We start from the raw sequence: 19,094 nt of genomic DNA on the forward strand, positions 1-19,094 counted from the left end.
GTCGGAGGATTTGCCGGATGCCAGGTTGGGGCAGACCCTGGAGGTTGCCGAAGTGCGCTTCGCCGCGCTTGAAAGAGCCGTAATCCAGCGACATGGACCCATGCTCGCTGAGTTCGTAGCCCACCCCGGCGCAAGAGGCAGGCTTTATATGATTCGCCTCAATCAAGCATCCGTGTAGTTGTTTTTCCGGTACCAGTCCAGGGTATCGATCAGGGTTTCCGCGATAGGGCGGAATTGGCATTGCAACTCTTTTGAGCTTTTGTTGTGGCTGAAATGCGTGCGGTCTTGTTCCTGCGCCATGAGCTTGACCGTAGACGTACTGATGAGTACCGGTTTCTTGGTAATTCGGTAATAACCCTCATAGATCAGCGCGATGAGTCGCAGCATGAACAAAGGCACTTTTCGTTCCGGGGGTTTGACGCCACTGACGCTGGCCAGCGCCTGGAAAATGCTCTTCATCTCCATGTGATAGCCGGCGGCGAGGTAACGCTCTCCGGACCTGCCGCGCGTGATAGCCGCGATTAGATGTTCGGCCACATCCCGGGCATCGACGACGGAGAAACTGCCGGGAAGTACACCGGGCAATTTTTCTCCGACAAAGTCCAGCAGGAACTGTCCCGAGGAAGTCGGGCCGATATCCCCGGGGCCAAACATCCATCCTGGTAATACCATTGCAATGAACATGTCCGGGTGCTGCGCCAGGAATTGCTGGACTGTCTGTTCGGACAATATTTTGCTCAAGTAGTAATCGTCGGCCTCCTGTTCACTGCGAGACATGGTTTCATCGATCACTTGATCTTTATCGCCCTTCAACACGGCGATGGAAGAGGTGTGCACGGCACGACGGATACCGGCGGCATAAGCGGCATGCAACAAGCGCTCGGTGCCGGTCACATTCGTGTCATAGAGTTTTTGCCAATGTTTTCCGCCTTTGTAACTGTCGCGGAAATACGCCGCCGTATGAAACAAGGCATCGCACCCTTGCAGGGCATGGCTGAAGGCATCGACATTGAGCATGTCGCCTTCGACCCATTCCACGGGCAGGCCGCTGAATTGTTTCTTGGCTTTCTCTGCGGAGCGAACCAGTGCTTTTACTTTGATGTTTCGTTTTAACAGCGCACGAACGACATTGTTCCCGAGCAGGCCAGTAGCGCCTGTAACGAAGGCATATTCCATTAAAATCCCGCTCCTGTGAGGTGACCTGTCATTGCATCGAGACCGGTGTCACTGACTCGATGCCTGATCCAGGCGTTGGGCTCCACTAACGACGCAAGTAAAAACCATTCGGTATCTGAAAATCAAGTGGTATTTCGTGATGACAGCTAGCGGATGGCTCTGGACCGGGCGTTACGCGGCTCTTTTCACGCATCGGCGAGGTGTGGAGGCGCGGCGAATACGGCGTTGAAGAAGGTCAAGGAAGGACCATCTACGATATGATGGCGAACACCGATTCACTACAGTGAGTAATCGCTTCGTCGCATTCAGATACAGGTACATATTTTGACTGGCCAAAGGAGCCGAGGGCGTGATTAAAAAGAGACTAGGTCGAGAAGAGAGCCAGCAAGTAACAAGAGACAAATTATTCGACACTGCTACTGAGCTGATGATCAGCAAAGGCTTTCATGCCGCCAGCGTCAACGTCATTGCCGAGGAGGCCGGCTTCTCCAAAGGCGCCTTCTTTTCCAATTTCGCCAGTAAATCGGACTTGCTCCTGCAACTGACTCAACGCTTCAAGCGCGTTGAAATCGATCGATTGAGTACGACCCTGACGTCAGGGTATACCTCGGAGCAGTTGAGCCATGGCTTGAATGCCTATATCGACACCCTGAAGAACAATACTCGCTGTGCGATTCTCGATGCCGAGTTGCAATTGATCGCCCTGCGTGACGAAGAATTCTCGCAGCATTACTACGACTTGCATGAGGAAAACAGCGAGGCCTTGGGCAAGTTGATTAGCGTCATATTCACCCATGCCGGCAAGAAACCGCCACTGGGCTATGCCGCGCTTGCGAAGACCTTCACGGCCTTGGTCGAAGGCTTGATATTGCAAGGGCATGAAGATCCGGCGATTGAGATAAAACTGGTGCTCAACTCGCTCATCCAGACCGCAGAGCCTCTCTAGGTCTTCGTTGTTATCGCTGATAGGCCAGCAATCGGCGTTCAGCCAATCGGAATATACCCACCAGTGCGCACGCCAGCACCATGTAGAGCAGCGCGGCAATGCCATAGGCCTGGAATGTCTTGAAGGTGGCAGCGTTGACATCTGCCGCGATCTTAAGGATGTCAGGAACGGTCGCGGTAAAGGCGATGGCCGTGGCGTGCAGGACAAAGATCACTTCGTTGCTGTAGGCCGGTAGTGCTCGGCGCAGCATGCTCGGTATCAGCACCAGCATGAACAATTGGCGACGGGTCATGCCCAGGGCCAGTGCCGCCTCGATCTCACCGCGCGGAGTGGTGCGCAGCACGCCGGCAAGAATTTCGACGGTGTAGGCGCACGTATTCAAGGCCAGCGCCAGGATCACGCAGTGCATGCCGTCACGAAAGAACCACCACAGGCTCGGCGACTCCCTGACCAGGCTCAAGCTTGCCAGGCCGCTGTAGATGATCAGCAGTTGCACGAACAACGGTGTGCCGCGAAACGCCAGGGTGTAAAGCTGGACAGGCAGTGCCAGCCAACGATTGCCGTAGGTGCGAACCAGTGCCAGGGGAATCGCCGCGGCCAGGCCGATTAGGGCGGACGTTACTAACAGCCATAGGGTGACGGACAAACCACTCCAGCGATAACCGTCGGACCAGAGAAAGTTCGGCCCGAACTCTTTCAGTATCTCGATCATGACACGCTCCGCTGTGGTTCGATGCTGTAGCGCCGTTCAAGGTGTTTGAGGGCCAGACTGGACAGGATCGCAAAGGCCAGGAAAATCGCCGCAATCACCAGGTAGAAGAACATTTGCCTTGAGGTCGCGTTGCCCGCCTGTTTGGCGACCTGGACCATGTCATTGAGGCCCAGCAGCGAGATCAGTCCGGCACTTTTCAACAGCACTTGCCAGATGTTGCCGATGCCGGGCAATGCGAACCGCATCATTTGCGGCAGGCGAATACGCCGCAGTACTTGCCAATGACTCATGCCATAGGCCCGGGCCGCCTCCAGTTGACCAAACGGGATGGCCCTGAAGGCGCCGCGAAAGGTTTCGGTACAGTAGGCACCGTAGATGAATCCCAGCGTACCGATGGCGGTGCCGTAGGGATTCAGCTGCAACGATTCCCGGCCGAACACCTGGGCTATCTGGTTGATGCCGATTTGCGCGCTGTAATAGATCAGCAGCATCAGGACCAGGTCCGGCACGCTGCGCACCAGCGTGGTGTAGACCGTCGCGACCAGTCGTAGCGGCGCCACGGGCGAGAGTTTCGCCAAGGCCCCGAGCAGGCCCAGCACGATGGCGACACAGGCGGCCCATGTGGCCACCTGGACGGTCAGCCACGCGCCCTGGAAAATCAGATAACCGTACCCTTCGAGAAACATGCTTTCAGGCTCCGCACGGGTGGTTTATTTCGGCGAGATGTCGAAGTCGAAGTACTTCCTGGCGATGCGTTCGTAGGTGCCGTTCTGGTGGATGCGTTCGAGCGCCTGATTGATTTCTCCGGCCAGGGCGGTATCGCTTTTACGCAAGCCGATGCCGGTGCCCGGGCCGAAGATCTCAGGGGACTTGACCACCTCGCCGGCATAGCCGAAGCTTTTGCCCATGGGTTTTTTCAACAGGCCTTCGGAAACGGCAATGGCATCGTCGAACGCCGCATCCAGGCGACCGTTGATCAAGTCCGAATAGGTCAAGTCACTGCTCTGATAGGGCACCACTTCCACGCCCTTCAAGCCCCACATCCGCTTGGCATAGACTTCGAACACGCTGCCTTGCTGCACGCCGATGCGCTTGCCACGCAAGGATTCAGCCGTCGGTTGCAACGGGCTGCCTTGCGGGGCGACCAGGCGTGCCGGGGTGTCGTACAGGGTGTTGGAAAAGGCGATTTCGGCTTTGCGTGCTTCGGTGATGGAGAGGGCGGAGAGTATCCCGTCGAACTTCCTGCCCTTGAGGGCCGAGACCATGCCGTCGAAGGCGTTTTCGACCCAGACGCAGCGGCGTTGCAATTCGCTGCACAGGCTTTCGCCCAGCTCGATATCGAAACCTGTCAGCGAGCCATCCGGTCGCTTGGACTCAAAGGGCGGGTAGGTGGGGTCGACCCCGAAACGCAGTTCTTCGTTGGCGCCCCAGGTTATCAGCGGGCTGGCCACGAGCATCAAACCGATCAGACATTTTTTCATCGACAGGGTATCCACGACAGGTTGGTAGAGCTGTCCCGGGAGGGCCCCCGGGCAGCACGCTTCAGCCTTGAATGTTCAAGGCGTGTTTCAGTTGTTCGGCGCGTTGAATGTCTACGGCTCGCCCATGGCCAAAGCCTCCGGCCCAGCCGCACACCTGGCCGGCATGCTCGACGCCTCGTGCAAGACACCCGGCAAGGTTGTGCCGCGCTTGCCAGGCCAGCAGGAACGCAGCGATAAAACCGTCGCCGGCGCCCATGCTGTCGACGAAAGAGCAGGGCTGCGCGGCCTGCTCATACGCACCCTGTGCGTCGACGGCGAGGGCTCCCTGGGCGCCACGGGTGATGACCACCGTGGCCGGGCCCAGCGCCCGCATCGAGTGCCCCAGGTCACGGGCTTCACTGGATGACAGGTCGGCCGCCGAGAAAAAGGCAATGTCGACGTGCCGGATCATTGCCTGCCAATCGAACTCGACCCAGTTATCCGAGAAGTCGAATGACAGGCAGCCGCTGGCTTGGCGGATCTGCGCCAGTTGGTTCTCAAGACCGCTGTAGAGGCTGCTGTGGGCCAGCGGGAATTTCGCGAGGTAGGCCAGGTCGTCGGCATCGAGTCGCAGTAGGCGACAGACGCCCGGATCGCTGCCGAGAAACACCCGCTCGCCATCGATGCTGTCGACGCAGGCCCAGCCATTGGCCCCCGTCAGCGTACGGCAACGAGAGACATCGACGGCTTCCTGCTCCAGGCAATCGAGCAGGTACTGGCCGTGCCGGTCATCGCCAACGCAGCCCAGGTAGGCACTGCGAGCACCCAGCCGGGCGGCGAACACCGACACGTTGAGGGCGTTGCCACCGGGGTATTCGATGTTCCGGTCCAGGTACACATCCAGGGTGTTGTCGCCGACCGCGATCAGGCTGGCCATGCTCAGTACTCCGTTTTCCACATGTAGCGGCGCGTCGTCAGGGGCTGCTGGTGCCAGACCGCGAGATGCGCGGCGATGCGTTCCACGGCGATACCGACGATATAGGGCGCGACAATGGCGCGGATCTCCGGGTCGATGCCCTCCATCGGGAAGTCCTTGGCGTCATAGACCATGACCCGTTCGGTGTAGCGCTGGCAGAAACTGACGACGCGTTCCATCTGTGCCCGGCTGGGGTCTTCGCCCACCAGCAGGAGCAGCGGGGTAGTGGCGTCGATGGCTTCGAACGGGCCATGGAAAAACTCCGCTGCCTCCACCGGCAGGCAATGCAGCCACTGGCTTTCCATCACCACGCAGACGCCGAATACATAGGCGGTGGTGAACATCGGACCCGAGGCAAGGAAGTACATCACGCGATCATCTTTATACAGGCGGGCCTCTTCGGTGGCGCGCCGGTCATTGTTGAACGCGGCATCGGCCAGCGCCTGTGGCAGGGCCTTGAGCGAACGGGTGAGCTTGTCCAGCAGCGGCCAGCCTTCGCGCTTGGCCAGGATTGCGCCGACCAAGGCCTGGAGAATCATGAAGCAACCGAAGTACGCCTCATCGGTACGTCCCAGCAGGAAGCAATGTTGAACAGCCTGGGCCAGCGGCAACTCGGCGGTTTGCGTCACACCGACGGTGAGGCAGGGCTTGTCTTGCAGAAAGTGTGCGGCGGCGATGGTTTCCTGGGTCGTCCCGGACTTGGAGGCGAGCACCACGAGGGTGCGTTCATCCAGGCGCGGTGGATCGATGTCCATGAAGTCGGCCGGAAAATAACGACGCACTTCCAGCGTATGGCTGTAGCGCTCCAGCCAATATTGCAGCCCGAGCATGATGCGGTTGGGCGCACCGCAACTGACGAAGTAGATACGGTCGATCCGCGTGGCCAGTTCTTGGCCAAACTGCTGGGCGTCGTCGACGGTGTGCACGGATTGTTGCAAGGAAGTGGTGAATGCTTCCCGGTTGAACTGGATCGCCATGTGAGCTCCTGGGGGGCTTTGTTGCGGTGTCACGTTGCGGTTCATGGACACCGTTTAGACCAAAAGCTATACCATGAAAAATACCATTACAAGGCTTTTTCCCCATGGTCTAATGCGCTTTCAGCGCGGTTTTCCAGGTAGGCACTGGGCTGTTTTTTTGTTCTCATTATCAAGCTGGCGGGTTTGCAACGGTTTCCGGTGGGTGTTGCTGCAACGCTGTGGCAGAAAAAATAAATCCAGGATGTAGACCATGAAAAGGCTTCCTTCCAAGTCCTCCGACGTGACGCTCTTGGCGCCCGAGCGCAAGCAGGTCGCCTGGCAGGCCGTCCAGGCGCTGCTGGAAATGCTGGAGCGCCCGGAGTTCGGGCCAACCGAGCGGATCCCGGCGGAACGCGACCTGGCCGAGCACTTGGGCATCAGCCGGATGACGTTGCGAAAGGCCCTGCAGACGCTGATCGATCGTGGGGTCCTGGAGCGCCGGGGTAACCGTGGCACCTTCGTGACTGCTCCAGGTGTCGAGCGGCCACTCAATACCGTGGCGCGCAAAGGCATCGCCGAAGTGGTCGAGCAAGCGGGCGCCAGGCCGGGCAGTAAGTTGCTCTACTTCGAACAAACCCAGGCCAGTGCCCGCGTGGCGAAACTGTTGAAGATCCAGGAAGGCGACACCTTGCTGACCATCAGGCGCCTGCGCACCGTGGATCAAAAGCCATTCTGCATCGAGACCAGCTACATTCCGGCCGCCCGTGCACCGGAACTGGTGGCGGGCGACCTGATCGAGGGGGCCTCGTTGTATGCGTTGCTGTTATCGCGCTACCAGATCGAAATAGAAAGCGACGAGGGTACGCTGAGCATCGCCACGATGAACGACCAGGAGGCGCGCTTGCTTGACGTCGAGCCTGGGACGGCCGCGCTGGTCTACCGGGGCGTGATCTTCGACCGCCAAGGGCAGCCTGTGGAATACCTGGTCTCGATCAACCACCCCCAGCGCGTGGTGTTCAAGCTGGCGGACAGTCGGGTCAATAGCCTTCATAGCGATCATTGACGCATTGGATGCGCTGTCGTCATCGCAAGCCGGCTTTTTTCCCATGAGCTTCTCGGTGTGCCCTGCAGGGCCCGCGTCCGGCGAGCTGAACAATCTGGCTAATTGCGACACGCCGTTGTCCGGCATGATCTAAGCTCCAGAGGAGGGTCACCCGAGCAGGGGGTTTCAATGCGAAGCGCACCTGAAAACAGCTTGAAAAAAGCACTGAAAGCCTGCCGGGACAGCTTCATTTCTGTCGGTTTTTTCAGCTTTTTCATCAATGCGTTGATGCTCGTCCCCACGTTCTACATGCTCCAGGTCTATGGCCGTGTGATCACCAGCGGGAGTCTCACGACCCTGACCATGCTGACGCTGATCATGACCGCATTGCTGGTGACCCTCGGTTCGCTGGAATGGATCCGTTCGCGCATCATGGTTCGGGTCAGCACTCGGCTGGATGTGCTGCTCAGTCGCCAGGTCTACCGGGCCAGCTTCAAACGGGCCCTGGAAAGCGGCGGCATGGACGCCTCGGCGCAATCGCTCAATGACTTGACGGGGTTGCGGCAGTTTCTTTCCGGCAACGGTTTGTTCGCGTTTTTCGACGCGCCCTGGTTGCCGATCTATATCGCGGTGATGTTCCTGTTTCACCCCTGGTTTGGTTGGGTGGCGACGGCCAGCGCGCTGTTATTGCTCGCCCTGGCCTTCGTCAACGAACAACTGACGGGGCCGGTGCTGGCCCAGGCCAACAAAGAGCACATCGGCGCGACGCTCCACACCACCAAGAACCTGCGCAACGCCGAAGTCATCGAATCCATGGGCATGCTTGAAACCCTGATGGATCGTTGGGGCCGGCGGCAACGCAACGTACTGTTGTTGCAATCGGCGGCGAGCGACAGCGGGGCGATCATCAGCACGCTGTCGCGCACCTTCCGCATCCTGGTGCAATCGCTAATCCTGGGCCTGGGCGCCTACCTGGCCGTGGACCATCAGGTCGGGGCGGGACTGGTGTTCGCCGGGTCCATATTGCTGGGGCGTGCGCTGGCGCCCATCGACCTGATCATTGGCAGTTGGAAGGGTTTTATTGCCGCCCGCTCTCAATACAGCCGCCTGAATGACATTCTCGATAAGCAGCAGGCGCAGCCCGAGCGCATGGCTTTGCCGGTGCCCCAAGGGCACGTGCAGGTCGAGAACCTGGTTGTCGCGGCCCCCGGTTCCAGGACCCCGATCCTCAAGAACATCAGCTTCAGCGCACCCGCCGGTTGCATGGTGGGCATCATCGGCCCCAGTGCGGCGGGCAAGTCGACCCTGGCCAGGGCCTTGCTCGGGGTCTGGGCTCCGCAGCATGGCGTGGTTCGGCTCGATGGCGCCGACATCAGTGCTTGGGACAAGCATGCGCTTGGGCCCCATATCGGTTACTTGCCCCAGGACATTGAACTGTTCGAAGGCACCGTCGGTGAAAATATTGCTCGCTTTGCCGGGGTCGATCCGGTGCAGGTGATCCAGGCGGCCAGGGTCGCAGGCGTTCACGAGATGATCCTGCAACTGCCCGATGGCTACGACACTGTCATCGGCAGCGAGGGCCTCATGCTTTCGGCAGGGCAGCGCCAGCGCATCGGACTGGCCCGGGCGCTGTATGGCAGCCCGCGGCTGATCGTTCTCGATGAGCCCAATTCCAATCTCGACGACGTCGGTGACCGCGCCCTCGCGTCAGCGATCCAGCAGTTGAGGCAGACCGGCGCGACGCTGTTTGTCATTACCCATCGCACCAACATCGTGTCGCAGCTTGACCGACTCCTGGTGATGAACGCTGGGGTTATCAGTCTCTACGGGCCACGGGAGCATGTCCTGGCCGAACTCAACGCGCAGCGACAGCAGGCACAGATGCCAGCCGTGCCCGCAAGCACCGGCACGGCTTCGGTCGATACCGGCAAGGGTGATTCCGATGAACCCTATGGTGCCCATTCGTCAATCTGAGAGCTTCGCCGACCTACCTACCTCCGATCATAAAATTCGTCGCCTGGGCGTTGTCATCATCGCGCTGATCTTCGGGCTGTTCGGCACATGGGCGGCCGTTGCCCCCCTCGACGGCGCCGCTTATGCGCCGGGCGTCGTCACGGTGCAGGCGTATCGAAAAACCGTCCAACACCTTGAAGGCGGGATCGTCAAAGCGCTGCATGCCCATAACGGCGACGTTGTCAAACGCGATGATCCGCTGATCATTCTGGATGACGCCCAACTGCGCTTCGAATACGAAATGGCCCGGGGCCAACTGATCGCGGCCAGGGCCATGGAGGCGAGGCTCGCGGCCGAGCGCGACGGTTTGCCGGCGATCGTTTTTGGCGACATTGCCGACCCCGACAGTTTGCGCGGCGTGGAGGCGCGCCAGGGCGAAACCCGGGTATTCAGTGCTCGACAAGGTTCACGGTTGGGACAAATTGCGGTGCTGCGCGAACGCGTCGGCCAGTTCCGCCAGCAGATCAAGGGGCTGGAATCGATGGTCGGTTCCAAGGTTCACCTGGAGAGGTCCTACAGCGGCGAAATCGGTGAGTTGGCCGATCTTCTCAGGCAGGGATTCGTTGATAAGCAGCGGTTGCTCGACCAGGAGCGCAAGTTGGGACTGCTTCGTTCGGAGGTTGCCGAGCACCGCTCCACCATCGACAGGACGCGGCTGCAGATCAACGAAACACAGCTGCAGATCCTGCAAGTCGACATGGACTTTACCGCTGACGTCGTCAAGCAATTGGCCGAAATCCAGGCTCGGATCTACGACCTCCAGGAAAAAACCTCGGCGCTGGAGGACCGGCTCGCACGTGTTGTCATCCGGGCGCCCGACGCGGGCATGGTGATCGACATGACGGTGCACACCATTGGCGGAATCGTGCGCCCGGCGACGCCCTTGCTCGATATCGTGCCGTCGGTGTCTGACCTGGTCATAGAGGCGCAGGTGGCGCCGGTGGATATCGATCGCATTGCAATCGGCAGACGCGCCGATATTCGTTTCGGCGCCTTCAATAGCGCCACCACGCCAGTGATCGAAGGCGAGGTCAGCAGCGTGTCCGCAGACCGGACGACTAACGAAAAGACGGGAGTGGCCTATTACCTGGCGCGGGTGCGGGTGACCGAGGAGGGCGCGCGTACTTTGGGAGAGCGCAAGTTGTTGCCGGGCATGCCGGCGGACGTGTTGATTATCACCGGACAACGAACGCTGCTGCAGTATCTGATGCAGCCGGCTCGCGATGCCTTTTCCCAATCGATGATCGAGGAATGACCATGACCGCGTCGACAGCTTTGCTAGGCAGTGCATTGATGCTCGTAGCGGGTACGCTCCTGGCGCAGACAGAGGTTGCAACGCCCGCCGGGGTATACGCATCGACGTTCTCCACCGACCTCATGCAGTTGTATCGCGAGGCACGGCTGGAGGATCCGCAGATACTGGCGTCTTATGCGCAAGCGCAGGCCGGTCAGGAGCATCAGCGCGAAGCCATGGGCGCGCTCTTGCCGCAATTGTCGTTCAACGCCGGGTCGAACCGGATTCACCAGGAGAGCGATCTGGTGCAGCGCAGTTTCGATAGCGAAAGCTACGGCCTGGTGATGCGTCAGTACCTCTACAACAAAGCCGCCTGGGAGAACTATCAGAAGTTCAAGAGCCTGGCCAGACAGTCCGAATCCCAGGCTCTGGATACCCAGGCCGATGCTTCGGTGGAATTGGCCCGGCGTTACTTCACGGCACTGGCGGCCGAGGATGAATTGCAGTTGGTGCGAGCGGAGCGGCTCACCACTCAGAGGAGCCTGGACCGGATCAACGCGTTGTACGAAAAGCAGTTGGCGCTGATCACCGATCAACTCGACCTCAAGGCCAGGGTGGATCTGCTCTCGGCCCAGGAACTGGATGCCCGCAACCAGGCCAGTCTCAGTCGCGAGGCGCTGGCGGAGATTGTCGGTCGGCCGGTCAAGGAACGGCTCAACCGGATTCGTGATGACCTTGAGTTACAAGTCTCGGCACACAGCCTGGAGACCTGGGTTCGCGATGGCATGGCGCTCAATCCGGCGCTCAAGGCCAACGAGAGCGGCGTCGAAGCAGCGGGCGCGGCCTTGCGCAGCGGCAAGGGCGGGCACTATCCGACCCTGAGCTTGAACCTGAGCGCCCAACAGACCAATGAGGGTTACAACAACTCCCTGGCGCCGCGCACCGACAGTTATGTCGCCGGGATCGGAATCCAGGTTCCGCTGTACAGCGGTGGATCCACCTCGGCGCGGGTTCGTGGGCTCTATCAGGACCAAGTGGTCGCCGAACAGCAGTTGGAAGCGACCCGGCGTCGGGTGGTCAAGGAGATCACCAACGCGTACCTGACCGCCAATTCCAATGGCGAAAAAATCGGCGCGAACCGGCTGGCCCTGGAGTCGGCACAACTGTCCCGGGTGGCGGCGGAAAAAGCGCTGAGCTACGGGATGGTCAACGCCGTCGATGTGCTGGCCAGCGTGCGCAATGAATACCGGGCTCGGCGGGATCTGCTCAAAACCCAATACGACTTTCTCAGCAATGTGCTGATCCTGAACCGCTGGGCGGGAAAACCACCGGCCGAGAGCATTGAGAGTGTGAATGGCTGGTTGAGTCCCGGCAGCGCCGGCCAGGACTTTCGCTGATCAGGGCATGCTGGCGTGCGTGCATCTGGTCGGCTCTCAGGCATTTTTTTGACGTTATGCTTGAGGCGCTTTGTTACGGTGTCTAACCACCTACCACTCGTCGATTAATTGACGATTCTCTTCCGGCTTCGACGGGCTCGCCGATTCCTCCAGCCTAGCGTAACGAACTGATTTAACGAGTGTTCCTTCACCTTTTGAGACGGGAGGCCAGACGCCCCGCGCCAAGTTTCGGCCGGCGACGGGTTAATGGGCGGTCGGCGCTGCGCTGGGCTGACCTAGACTCAGCCTACGAGCTCGAAAGGAGCACATTATCATGTGTAAGCTGTTGATAATTATTCCTATTCAGGTTGTCTCGATGGTTTCGTCCGGCTTCTTGAAATGCACGCACCCCCCGCCAGAGCATCCAGTGAACATCCTGGTTTGCCGTGCGTGGGGGTTATCGATATGAGGCCGGAGAATAAAAAAACGATACGCGTGATGCTGATCGATTGTCGTCCTCTCGTGCTCAGGGGGCTCCATGACTTGATCAATGCCAGAAAGCCGCAGATGGAAGTGAGCGGCCAGGCTTCTACGTATACCCACGCGCTGGACCTCGCCGATCAGTTGCGGCCCAACGTGATTTTTTTCAGTTTCTTTCCCGATGCGTTGAATCCGCTGGAAGTCGTCGCCGGGTTGACCCGCAGCGCGGAGATGAAAGTGCTCGTGCTCAAAGGGTTGTATGAGGCCGTTCCCGTGGCCCAGGCGATCGAGGCGGGCGCACGCGGTATTGTGCTGGCCGAAGACCCGACCGATTCGATCATCCAGGCCATCGTCAAGGTGCACCATCGCAATATCGGGCTGGACAGGGCCTGGGCAGGAGGGCTTTCCGGTTATGCCTCCATCGGCCATGCCACCACTCAATGCAATCTGGAACAGGCGAAACAGGCTCGGTTGACGCTGCGCGAGAAAGAATTGATCCGCGCCATCGTGGGGGATCCGTCCGCCAAGTACATCAGCATTGCCGGACGTTTGGGGATCAGCGAGCACACCGTGCACAACCATCTGAGCAATATTTATCAGAAGCTTGATCTGATTAACCGTATCGATTTGTTGATGTATGCGCTTAAGCATGGGCTTACCAACAATGAGGAGCCTCCAGAGGCAACATGGGTGGAGTTGGATTGAGCGATCCCTGATCTGTGGGAGCGAGCCTGCTCTCGAAGGCGGCGGCACATACACCATTGCTGCAAGCTGACCCACCGCCATCGCGAGCAAGCCCGCTCCCACAGGGATCTGCGGTGGACACAAAACTCATAGACGACCAAAAACCTGTGTGGGAGCGAGCCTGCTCGCGAAGGCGGCTCATACAGCATTGATGCAAGTTGACCCACCGCCATCGCGAGCAAGCTCGGCTCCCACAGGGATCTGCGGTGGACACAAATTTCATAAACGACCAAAAGCCTGTGTGGGAGCGAGCCTGCTCCCACAGGGATCTGCGGTGGACACTGATTTCATGAACGACCAAAAACCTGTGTGGGAGCGGGCTTGCTCGCGAAGACGGCGGCACAGGCAGCATTGACGCAAACTGACCCACCGCCATCGCGAGCAAGCCCGCTCCCACACCGGATCTTCAGAAGGGGAAAAATTTGTGTTCGACACAGATTCTTCTGGAGGGTGAGTTGATTTCGTGAACAGGAAAAGGCCTGAAAAACAATGCGAGGAGGGTTTCCAGGCCCTCCTCGCATCTTTCACGCGCGCGATGCTTCAGGCATTGCCGAAGACCACGTCGCTGCCCAGCAGATCGACGCCCACCAAGGTAATGGTCGTGATTTGCCCGCCAGTCTCGGCGACCGTCACGATGCTGTCTGCACCGGCGTTATCGATCGATTGGACAACGGCGCCCTGGTCACCATTGAGCACCAGTGTGTCTCGCAGGTTTTGGCTGACATCGAAGCCCGTGACCTGGTACAGGTTCTCGGTGAAGGTCAGGTCGATGTTAAAGGCATCCCGCTCACCGCCCGTGCCCACCAACGTGTAGTCGAAGAGCGCATCGGCCGTGTTGTTGGCGAACAGGTTGGCGTCGAACGCACTGGTCGCGGTATCGCCATCCTTATCTGTCAGCGTTGCGTTGAATGACAGTTGCACATCGCTGGCCAGGTTCTCGGTTTCCTGGATGAACTGGATGACCGGAATCTTGATCGCGCCACGGCCCATCGTGAGCTGAACGGCATCGATCATTGCCGTGCCCTCGCGCTCGACCTCGAAGGACACCTGGCCGCCAGCCTCGGCCGTCAGGGTGTTGACCTCGGTGAGGTTGGAAAACGTGCCGTCTTCGTAGTAGATCCGGAAATACAGATCCTCGGTCGCGGTGTTGTAGCCAGCCACCGAGTTGTCGATGAAGATTTTCATGCCCGTCACCAGGCTCTCCGGGTTGATGACGAAGCTTTCGTCGGCAGCGCCGATGGCCACTAGGTTGTCCCCTTGCAGCAGGTTGTTGCCGACCCCGATACCGGACGTGCTGACGTTCATGGCTGTCGGATCGATGTAGGACGGCAGGGGCGTGGTTTGCAGCGTGGCCTCGGTAGGGTCGGGGGCGCCGAGTCCGATGCCGGCGAGGATATCCGTGGTGGAGGCGAGGGCCTTCGCAGAGAAGAACACGATCTCCTCGGACGCCGAAGGAATGGCCGGATTGTTCGTCTCAGGGATCAACAAGGTGCGCACCGGATCAGGGCCGCCGGCATCGAGGGAACCATCGGCACTGCTGCGCACGAGGGTCGAGCTGAAGCCTTGCACCAGGTCCAGTGCATAGCTGCCATTGGCGTAGGCAGTCAGCGTGTAGTCGACGCTGGTGTCGGCGGTGGTGGCGTTGTTGTCGAAGTCGCCGGTCAATGTCCCGGCGAAATGGTACGCACCGTCGCCGTCCGGCGAGGGCGCCTGTTCGGTGAGCGTCCCGGTTCCGGTGGTGGTCGTATCGTCGGGCCGGACCAGGGTGAATTGGCCATTGACCAACGTGATGTCCAGGCCCGTTGCACCCAGCCCATCGGCCCCGGCCGATTGATCCCAGAACCCGTACTGTGGGAGGACGCTGCCGGTGCCGATCAGGTTGCCGAACGCGACCGAAGGGCCGTCGTCCTCGAACACCAGGTTCTGGCCGATGTTGAGCGTCGCCTGGAGGCTGTCGCCGTCCTTGTCGGTCTTGGTCGCGATCAACGTGATCAGATTGTCCGCCAGGCTTGTCGCATCATCAGGATTGGTGGCATCGGGATGCACCAGTGCCCGGATCTGGTCGAGGGTGACATCGCCATTCGTGGCCACGCTGACGGTGAACACCAGCAGGTTGGTGGTGGCCGTGCGACCTTCTACCGTTGTGCCGTTGGACGAGAGGTTGACCGCCTCGCCGGTGGCCGTGTCGATGAGCCCGGAAGCGCCGGCCACTACGCCGAGGCTGTAGGTCAGTGTGCCGGCATCGTCGGCGCCGTAGGCTGAGACGAAGTTGGCGGCGAAGTTTTGCATGGCGTTGGTCGCCAATACCGTCTCGTCCACCGTCAGCGTCGGCTCAGTGCCGGTGGTGCTGATGCTCGGCCCATCATCCTCGAACACCAGGTTCTGGCCGATGTTGAGTGTGGCCTGGACGCTGTCGCCGTCCTTGTCGGTCTTGGTCGCGGTCAGTGTGACCAGGTTGTCCAAGGTCAGGCTCTTGGCGTCGTCGGGATTGGTGGCGTCGGGGTGCACCACGGCGCGGAGCTGGTCGAGGGTGACATCGCCATTGGTGGCGACGCTGACGGTGAACACCAAGAGGTTGGTGGTGGCCGTGCGACCTTCTACCGTTGTGCCGCTGAGCGAGAGGTTGACCAGCTCACCCGTGGCCGTGTCGGTCAGCCCGGAAGCGCCGGCCACCATGCCGAGGGCATAGGTCAGCGTGCCGGCACCGTCGGCGCCGTAGGCGGAGGTGAAGTTGGCGGCGAAGTTCTGCGTGGCATCGTTGCCCAGCAGCGTCTCGTCCACGGTCAGGGTGGGCTCGGTTCCGGTGGTGCTGATGCTTGGCCCGTCATCCTCGAAGACCAGGTTCTGGCCGATGTCGAGTGTGGCTTGAACGCTGTCGCCGTCCCTGTCGGTCTTGGTCGCGGTCAGCGTGACCAGGTTGTCCAAGGTCAGGCTCTGGGCGTCGTCGGGATTGGTGGCGTCGGGGTGCACCACGGCGCGGAGCTGGTCGAGGGTGACATCGCCGTTGGTGGCGACGCTGACGGTGAATACCAAGAGGTTGGTCGTGGCGGTGCGGCCTTCTACCGTTGTGCCATTGAGCGAGAGGTTGACCACCTCGCCCGTGGCCGTATCGGTCAGTCCTGAATCACCGGCCACCATGCCGAGGCTGTAGGTCAGCGTACCGGCACCGTCGGCGCCGTAGGCGGAGGTGAAGTTGGCGGCGAAGTTCTGCGTGGCATCGGTGCCCAACAGCGTCTCGTCCACGGTCAGGGTGGGTTCGGTGCCGGTGGTGCCGATGCTCGGGCCATCGTCTTCGAAGACCATCTGGGAGCCGATCTCGGTCTTCGTAACAGACGCCTGGACCAAGGTGAAACCGCCGATGTCAAAGTCGGCGTGGTTGGTGCCCTTGGCGTCGAGGGCCGCGCCGTTCTCGATGAGCACGCGGTTGTGATCCAACGTGGTGGTGTATTCGATCTGGTAGCCGGCCTTGACGCCGGTGATGGTGGCCACCCCGGAGGCGAAGCTGATGACAATGCCCGCATCATTGGCAGAGCCGTCCGAGTTCTCGATGACCACCCCGGTGCTGATGTTGGTGACTCGGACATTGCTGATCGCTACCGAGGTGTCACCGGTGTAGCCGTTGACGAAATTCACCCCGGATTCTGCGGCGGTGCTGAACGCGCTGATTTTTACCACGGCCGTTTTGCCGGCCTGCAACTGCACGACATCGAAGTTGGCCATCTTCGTATCGAAGACGTCGGTGAAGTCGATGTTGGATTCCACGTCCGCTTCGTTCTGGTCCAGGTTGGGGATGGTCACATCCTGCCTGGCACCGGTGACGAAGGTGAAACGGATGCCTTCCTGTTCCACGATCATCTGGTTATTGGTGCCGAAGGTTGTCGGTCCGCCGGCCTGGCTGGTGTTGATCGTGTCACCGGTGGTGATGTTGGCGCCGCTGGATTGGTCGGCCGGGTTCTTGCCGGTGGCGATGATGGTGGGCTCGGTGATGCGCAGGACACCGTCCACCAGTTCCGTCGTTGGGTTCGCCGTGGTGAACATCAGGAACAGGTTCTGTCCGGAAGGCGCATTGGCCAGGCTGAACTGCAGGTCCTGGCTCGCGCCGATGAAGACTTTGTCCAGGAGGTTGACGGCATCGTCGGGGTTGGTATTGACCGGGTGCTGGAGCGGTTCGTAGAGCACGGTCCAGACCTTGCCGCCGGTGGCGGTTTCTTCTATGTACGCTGCGAAGACAATTGCACCGGCGGGCCCGCCGGCCCGGCCGAGGACGATGTTGTCGTTGGTGTCGGTGTACAGCAGGATGCTGGTGCCGTTGAGCGTATCCAGCCCGCTGTCCACACCGTCGAGCGGCGCACCGGTGCTGTCGACGAAGCTGATATTGGTAATGCTCGCTCCTGGCGCGACGTTGATCGTGAACGCATCGCTGCCGGTGTCCCCGACGCCGCCGGTATAGCCGCTCAAGGCGGCGCCCGTCGCGGTTCCTGTCCCAAGGGCAGTCAGGCGACTGGCGAAGGTCAGGGGCAGGGACGCGACCAGGATGTCGTTGTCATCCGCATCTGTTGCCGCGCCCGGCGTGGCGGTGCCGTTCTGCAAGCCGGCGGTTTCATCCAGCGTCACATTGACGCCGGTTGCCACGACGCCCAGGCCGGTGCTGGCGGTGGCCGTGTATAGCGAGGCTGGATCGCTCAGCAGTGCTGAGTCTTGCTCGCGAATAGTCATGACTTTCTCCAGAGCATGCGGTCATCAAGGCCTGACCGTTGACCGTTGACCGCAACTATGGGGAAGCACAGGGCCATCGCGCATCGGCTGATACTCCCAGGCGGGCTGGGAGTTTCGGCCTATGCCGTGTACCGACCATGGGCGTGAGCCGGCGAGGGTAGATTCGCGCAAGACCCCGACAGTCCCAGCAAGCCTGCGAAAGCCCCGCAGTCGCCGATGCGAGACAGTGAAGCCGTCGATAACGACAGCGCCCATGGGCGCCGGGCCGGCGAATGTCTCGTCTGCCCGCTCACGCAGGAGAGCGATCATGACCGATATCCAACCCACTATTCCCCACGAAGTCGAAGGCAAGGTTGCGCTGGTCACCGGCGCTGCCAGTGGCATCGGCAGGGCTGTCGCATTGCTGTTGCATGCCCGCGGCGCCAAGGTGGTGGCTGAAGACATCAACCCCGCCGTCCATGAGCTGGCCCGCCCGGGGCTGGTGCCGCTGGAGGCCGACATCACCGCGGATGGCGCCGCCGAGCGCGCCGTCGGCTTGGCCGTCGAGCAGTTCGGTCGGCTGGACATCCTGGTCAACAATGCCGGGATCATCATCAACAAGTTAGTGATCGACATGACGCGCCAGGACTGGGAGCGCATCCAGGCGGTCAACGTCACCGCCGCCTTCCTGCACTCCCGCGAAGCGGTCAAGGCGATGCTGCCCAACCAATCGGGGGCCATCGTCAACATTGCGTCCTACGCGTCCTATTTTGCCTTCCCGACCATTGCCGCCTACACCGCCTCCAAAGGGGCACTGGCGCAACTGACACGTACCTTGGCGCTGGAGGTGATCGAGCAGGGTATTCGTGTCAATGCGGTCGGCGTGGGCGATGTGGTCACCAACATCCTCAATGACGTAGTCGAGGACGGTCCGGCATTCCTCGCCCAACACGGTGAAGCAGCGCCCATCGGCCGGGCTGCACAGCCGGAAGAGATTGCCGAGGTGGTTGCATTCCTGGCCTCGGACCGTGCCAGTTTCATGGTCGGCGCGGTGGTCATGGCGGACGGCGGCATGACCGTTACCGCCGGTTAGTCGGGCATCGTGCTGCGCACGCGCATGACTTGAAGCGAACGCGGTCACCTTGTGGGAGCGGGCTTGCTCGCGAAAGCGGTGGGTCAGTTGGTGAAGATGTTGGATGTAACGCCGTCTTCGCGAGCAAGCCCGCTCCCACAGTGGTTTCGAGGCGTTCCAGGGATCGGGATCCACCGCCGACCTTTGTGGGA

General features: G+C 60.5%; 15 protein-coding genes. 7 read left to right on the top strand and 8 right to left on the bottom strand.

The features are described from left to right. Window positions 1–162 precede the first annotated feature (162 nt). A complete protein-coding gene (locus tag J3361_RS02275; RefSeq protein ID WP_207962066.1) occupies window positions 163–1,176 on the bottom strand; it encodes an SDR family oxidoreductase in 1,014 nt (337 codons plus the stop codon). A gap of 349 nt (window positions 1,177–1,525) precedes the next feature. Between J3361_RS02275 and J3361_RS02280 the strand changes: the two genes are divergently transcribed. Continuing rightward, window positions 1,526–2,122 (top strand): TetR/AcrR family transcriptional regulator, encoded by a 597-nt coding sequence (locus tag J3361_RS02280; protein ID WP_207962068.1) that lies wholly within the window; start codon window positions 1,526–1,528, stop codon window positions 2,120–2,122. A 10-nt stretch (window positions 2,123–2,132) separates the two neighbouring features. On the opposite strand, the gene hisM is transcribed toward J3361_RS02280, so the two are convergent. The 6 genes from hisM to J3361_RS29695 all read right to left on the bottom strand — a co-directional run bounded on the left by hisM (window position 2,133) and on the right by J3361_RS29695 (window position 6,499). Beyond that, window positions 2,133–2,834: a histidine ABC transporter permease HisM gene (gene hisM / locus J3361_RS02285; protein WP_207962070.1), complete on the bottom strand. Its 702-nt coding sequence runs from the start codon at window positions 2,832–2,834 to the stop codon at window positions 2,133–2,135. Beyond that, window positions 2,831–3,520 carry an ABC transporter permease subunit gene (locus J3361_RS02290; protein WP_207962072.1) on the bottom strand — a complete coding sequence of 230 codons (690 nt, stop codon included), beginning with the start codon at window positions 3,518–3,520 and terminating at the stop codon, window positions 2,831–2,833. Before J3361_RS02290 ends, hisM begins: the two co-directional genes overlap by 4 nt. Before the next feature lie 24 nt (window positions 3,521–3,544). Further along, the gene (locus tag J3361_RS02295) at window positions 3,545–4,315 is read right to left on the bottom strand and encodes an ABC transporter substrate-binding protein (protein WP_207962074.1); all 771 of its coding nucleotides are present in this window, start codon (window positions 4,313–4,315) and stop codon (window positions 3,545–3,547) included. Window positions 4,316–4,376: 61 nt separating this feature from the next. Next, the gene (locus J3361_RS02300) at window positions 4,377–5,231 is read right to left on the bottom strand and encodes a PfkB family carbohydrate kinase (protein ID WP_207962076.1); all 855 of its coding nucleotides are present in this window, start codon (window positions 5,229–5,231) and stop codon (window positions 4,377–4,379) included. Between the two features lie 2 nt (window positions 5,232–5,233). Then, window positions 5,234–6,247 carry an SIS domain-containing protein gene (locus J3361_RS02305; protein ID WP_207962078.1) on the bottom strand — a complete coding sequence of 338 codons (1,014 nt, stop codon included), beginning with the start codon at window positions 6,245–6,247 and terminating at the stop codon, window positions 5,234–5,236. A 120-nt stretch (window positions 6,248–6,367) separates the two neighbouring features. Further along, entirely contained in the window at window positions 6,368–6,499 is a 132-nt protein-coding gene (locus J3361_RS29695) for a hypothetical protein (RefSeq protein WP_279382037.1), read from the bottom strand. Between J3361_RS29695 and J3361_RS02310 the strand changes: the two genes are divergently transcribed. The 5 genes from J3361_RS02310 to J3361_RS02330 all read left to right on the top strand — a co-directional run bounded on the left by J3361_RS02310 (window position 6,498) and on the right by J3361_RS02330 (window position 13,076). Then, entirely contained in the window at window positions 6,498–7,289 is a 792-nt protein-coding gene (locus tag J3361_RS02310; protein WP_207962080.1) for a GntR family transcriptional regulator, read from the top strand. The genes J3361_RS29695 and J3361_RS02310 overlap by 2 nt on opposite strands. Window positions 7,290–7,457: 168 nt before the next feature. Further along, the gene (locus J3361_RS02315) at window positions 7,458–9,242 is read left to right on the top strand and encodes a type I secretion system permease/ATPase (RefSeq protein ID WP_207962082.1); all 1,785 of its coding nucleotides are present in this window, start codon (window positions 7,458–7,460) and stop codon (window positions 9,240–9,242) included. After that, on the top strand, window positions 9,211–10,536 hold the full coding sequence (locus tag J3361_RS02320; protein ID WP_186729128.1) for an HlyD family type I secretion periplasmic adaptor subunit: 1,326 nt from the start codon (window positions 9,211–9,213) through the stop codon (window positions 10,534–10,536). Before J3361_RS02315 ends, J3361_RS02320 begins: the two co-directional genes overlap by 32 nt. Before the next feature lie 2 nt (window positions 10,537–10,538). Next, complete coding sequence (locus J3361_RS02325; RefSeq protein ID WP_207962084.1) at window positions 10,539–11,912, top strand: TolC family outer membrane protein; 1,374 nt, start codon at window positions 10,539–10,541, stop codon at window positions 11,910–11,912. Window positions 11,913–12,356: 444 nt separating this feature from the next. Next, the gene (locus tag J3361_RS02330) at window positions 12,357–13,076 is read left to right on the top strand and encodes a response regulator transcription factor (protein ID WP_207962387.1); all 720 of its coding nucleotides are present in this window, start codon (window positions 12,357–12,359) and stop codon (window positions 13,074–13,076) included. Between the two features lie 579 nt (window positions 13,077–13,655). On the opposite strand, the gene J3361_RS02335 is transcribed toward J3361_RS02330, so the two are convergent. Beyond that, window positions 13,656–17,831: a DUF5801 repeats-in-toxin domain-containing protein gene (locus tag J3361_RS02335; RefSeq protein ID WP_207962086.1), complete on the bottom strand. Its 4,176-nt coding sequence runs from the start codon at window positions 17,829–17,831 to the stop codon at window positions 13,656–13,658. A 307-nt stretch (window positions 17,832–18,138) separates the two neighbouring features. Between J3361_RS02335 and J3361_RS02340 the strand changes: the two genes are divergently transcribed. Beyond that, the gene (locus J3361_RS02340) at window positions 18,139–18,903 is read left to right on the top strand and encodes an SDR family oxidoreductase (RefSeq protein WP_207962088.1); all 765 of its coding nucleotides are present in this window, start codon (window positions 18,139–18,141) and stop codon (window positions 18,901–18,903) included. Window positions 18,904–19,094 lie beyond the last annotated feature (191 nt).

This window comes from Pseudomonas sp. OA65 (genome assembly GCF_017498305.1).
Classification (GTDB): Bacteria; Pseudomonadota; Gammaproteobacteria; order Pseudomonadales; family Pseudomonadaceae; genus Aquipseudomonas; species Aquipseudomonas zanjanensis.

Excerpts from the sequence above, each read along its gene's own strand:
- J3361_RS02275 (WP_207962066.1), bottom strand. The coding sequence starts at position 1,176 with ATGGAATATGCCTTCGTTACAGGCGCTACTGGCCTGCTCGGGAACAAT.
- J3361_RS02325 (WP_207962084.1), top strand. The coding sequence starts at position 10,539 with ATGACCGCGTCGACAGCTTTGCTAGGCAGTGCATTGATGCTCGTAGCG.
- J3361_RS02340 (WP_207962088.1), top strand. The coding sequence starts at position 18,139 with ATGACCGATATCCAACCCACTATTCCCCACGAAGTCGAAGGCAAGGTT.
- J3361_RS02290 (WP_207962072.1), bottom strand. The coding sequence starts at position 3,520 with ATGTTTCTCGAAGGGTACGGTTATCTGATTTTCCAGGGCGCGTGGCTG.
- J3361_RS29695 (WP_279382037.1), bottom strand. The coding sequence starts at position 6,499 with ATGGTCTACATCCTGGATTTATTTTTTCTGCCACAGCGTTGCAGCAAC.
- hisM (WP_207962070.1), bottom strand. The coding sequence starts at position 2,834 with ATGATCGAGATACTGAAAGAGTTCGGGCCGAACTTTCTCTGGTCCGAC.
- J3361_RS02315 (WP_207962082.1), top strand. The coding sequence starts at position 7,458 with ATGCGAAGCGCACCTGAAAACAGCTTGAAAAAAGCACTGAAAGCCTGC.
- J3361_RS02300 (WP_207962076.1), bottom strand. The coding sequence starts at position 5,231 with ATGGCCAGCCTGATCGCGGTCGGCGACAACACCCTGGATGTGTACCTG.
- J3361_RS02335 (WP_207962086.1), bottom strand. The coding sequence starts at position 17,831 with ATGACTATTCGCGAGCAAGACTCAGCACTGCTGAGCGATCCAGCCTCG.
- J3361_RS02310 (WP_207962080.1), top strand. The coding sequence starts at position 6,498 with ATGAAAAGGCTTCCTTCCAAGTCCTCCGACGTGACGCTCTTGGCGCCC.
- J3361_RS02320 (WP_186729128.1), top strand. The coding sequence starts at position 9,211 with ATGAACCCTATGGTGCCCATTCGTCAATCTGAGAGCTTCGCCGACCTA.
- J3361_RS02305 (WP_207962078.1), bottom strand. The coding sequence starts at position 6,247 with ATGGCGATCCAGTTCAACCGGGAAGCATTCACCACTTCCTTGCAACAA.
- J3361_RS02330 (WP_207962387.1), top strand. The coding sequence starts at position 12,357 with ATGAGGCCGGAGAATAAAAAAACGATACGCGTGATGCTGATCGATTGT.
- J3361_RS02295 (WP_207962074.1), bottom strand. The coding sequence starts at position 4,315 with ATGAAAAAATGTCTGATCGGTTTGATGCTCGTGGCCAGCCCGCTGATA.